Origin of the sequence: Peptoniphilus sp., from assembly GCF_050943655.1 — a bacterium.
Taxonomy (GTDB): Bacteria; Bacillota; Clostridia; order Tissierellales; family Peptoniphilaceae; genus Peptoniphilus_A.
Window position 1 is genome coordinate 1 of the sequence record NZ_JBMNPQ010000120.1, and the last position, 2,688, is coordinate 2,688.

Consider the following 2,688-nt stretch of genomic DNA (forward strand, 5'->3'; position numbering starts at 1 on the left):
GAAAAATACAGTGAGAACAAAATTTTATTAATTAGTGCTTTTTCTTTTGGGATTATACATTTTGTGGATATTTTAACAATAATAAGTGCTGCAATAATTGGATATTATTTAGCAAGAACATTTTTAGAGAGATAATTTATCATAACAAGTGCAATATAAAATAAACTCATAGCTAATGAGCTGTGTTAATATATAAGTGACCAAATAAAACATATTAAAAGGAGCGATTAACTATGAGCTATAACCATCTTACCATAGAAGAAAGATCTTGTATTTATCAATTTTTAAATTTAGGAATGAATATAAGGAAAATTGCACAAGCACTTAAAAGGTCACCTAGTACGATATCTCGAGAAATTAAAAGAAATTCATCTACAATAAAAGCTAGTAGAGGAAGTTATACTAAGTACTTCCCAATAAAGGCAAATGACAAATATATTGATAGAAGGAAGGACTGCCATAGAAAAAGTAATTTTTCTAAAGATGTTATTGATTATTTAACTACAAAGATTAACGAACATTGGTCACCTGAACAAATATCAAATAGAAGCACAGATGTGATTCATCAAATACCATCTACATCAACCATATATAGACTAATACATGCAAAAAAGCTACCAAAAACTAGTATGGAAAATTTGAGAAGAAAAGGAAAATTTAAAAGACCAGCAGAAAAAAGAGGAAAATTCAACGATAAAGGAAGAACTATTAAGAAAAGACCTAAAGAAATATATAAAAGAGAAGAATTAGGTCATTGGGAAGCAGATACAGTAGAATCAGGCAGATTAGATAATAAAAGAAAAAGTAGATATTGTTTCGTAACATTAGCAGAAAGAAAATCAAGATATTATATAGCAGTCCTAGTTGAAAATAGAAAATCGGAAAATGTAACACCAGCAATAATCAATGCATTAAAAGATTTTCCAAAAGAATTAGTAAAAACAATAACATTTGATAGAGGTAAAGAATTTTCAGAATTTGAGCAAATAGAAAAGGAATTAGGATGTAAAACTTATTTTTGTGATCCCTACTGTGCATGGCAAAAAGGCACAAATGAAAATAGTAATGGACTTTTAAGAGAGTTTTATCCTAAAGGTATGGATTTGTCAGAAGTAAATATTGATGAATTAAATTATAACTTAAGTTTAATGAATAATAGACCAAGAAAATGTATAAAATATAAAACACCTAAAGAAGAACTTTTTGGTTTCTTACCATAGGTGTTGCATTTGATTTGACAATTCGTCGAGACAAAAAGATTGTTCTACTCTATTCTTCTTCATTTTATAATTAACATAAGATCAATTTTAATATTTCCTATAATTAAATTTTTAGATCCAGTAGAAATGCTTGGAGAAAAATGGATATTTATATCGTTTTTAATTTTTTTTATAATCTTTTTTATAATATATGTATTAACGAAAATGTTAGGCAATAATTATAGGATAATAAATGATGAGAATTTATAAAATCAAGGAAGTGCTTAGAAACTCTGCGTTTTAATAATTTTATATATTTAACATGCCAAGGAGAAATCCTTGGTTTTTTGTTTGTTGGGATTTAATTAAACTACAAAATCCGTGCAATAAAAAAGTTGCAAGTTTTCTTGCAACTGATGTTAATATTTTGAATATCCGAGTCTTTTTGAAAATTCCATTCCACAGTTTTTTACCGCTTCGATGTATTTTGATTCGTTATCTTTATTTATTCTATCACGCGGAACTACTACTCCAACTGCTCCTAATAGTTCGTTTTTAAAGTTAAATACTGGAGCGCCAATTCCTATGGCATCGGATATATATTCGGAGTCAGATACTGAATACATTTGGTTTCGTATTTCTTTAAGGTCAGATTTTAATTTTTCTTTGTCGACAACCCCGTCTAAATAATTTTCCAATTTTTTACTTAAGTAATAGTCGATGTACTCATCGCTTTGAAAGGCGAGTATTGTCTTTCTTATGGCTCCTTTGTGAAGGGCAATCTCAAGTCCAAAATTTTCTACGATTTTAAGTGAGTGGCTGCCTTCTGCCTTCGATATGACAAGTCCATTGTCGCCTGATTTTATTATTAAGAAAGAGTCTTCAGATGTTTCTTTTGATAGATCTTTTAATATTTCCTTGGATACGGACTGAGGATCGATATATGATGAAGCCTTTATTCCTAGAGGAATAAGTCCTGCGCCCAGGGAGTAGAGATGAGTTCTTTCATTTTTTTCAACATACCCAACTTTTATAAGTGTAGATAGTATTCTGTGTGCTGTGCTAGGTGGTATGTCCACGGTTTCAGATACTTCTGCAATTGTAAGCTCGTGGTCGCTATCTTTTAGTGCCTCCAGAACATTGGCGGCTTTAATTAAACTTTGAATCATTATTTCACCTTCTGATAGAAGTATAACATAAAGTGAGAGACATTTCACCTAAAGAAATAACAGGTGAAATTTGTGACGTCTTCAAAATGTTATTAATATGGGATTTGGGTATAACTCTTAATGTGAAGTATTATTATTTAGCACTTTTTGCTTTACAATTTTTTTACGAATAAAATATTTTTACATTCTGTTCGAAATATAATTTTACTTTTTCCTAAATTTATAAATATATTAGTAAAAACTTATAGTATAAGTTTAGTGAGCTAAAAATCATTTCACAATATAGAATGTGAAAGAAAAGTGAAATTTTTTGCAACAAT

Annotated in this window: 2 protein-coding genes; one reads left to right on the forward strand and one right to left on the reverse strand. The window is 29.0% G+C overall.

Annotated elements, in window-relative coordinates:
- The first annotated feature begins 233 nt into the window (after window positions 1-233).
- The gene (locus ACOX6R_RS07830; RefSeq protein ID WP_433448960.1) at window positions 234-1,220 is read left to right on the forward strand and encodes an IS30 family transposase; all 987 of its coding nucleotides are present in this window, start codon (window positions 234-236) and stop codon (window positions 1,218-1,220) included.
- A 398-nt stretch (window positions 1,221-1,618) separates the two neighbouring features.
- On the opposite strand, the gene ACOX6R_RS07835 is transcribed toward ACOX6R_RS07830, so the two are convergent.
- On the reverse strand, window positions 1,619-2,368 hold the full coding sequence (locus ACOX6R_RS07835) for an IclR family transcriptional regulator (RefSeq protein ID WP_433448962.1): 750 nt from the start codon (window positions 2,366-2,368) through the stop codon (window positions 1,619-1,621).
- Window positions 2,369-2,688: the final 320 nt, after the last annotated feature.

Bases quoted from the DNA above. Each gene is read 5' to 3' on its own strand.
- ACOX6R_RS07830 (WP_433448960.1), top strand. From the start codon at position 234: ATGAGCTATAACCATCTTACCATAGAAGAAAGATCTTGTATTTATCAA.
- ACOX6R_RS07835 (WP_433448962.1), bottom strand. From the start codon at position 2,368: ATGATTCAAAGTTTAATTAAAGCCGCCAATGTTCTGGAGGCACTAAAA.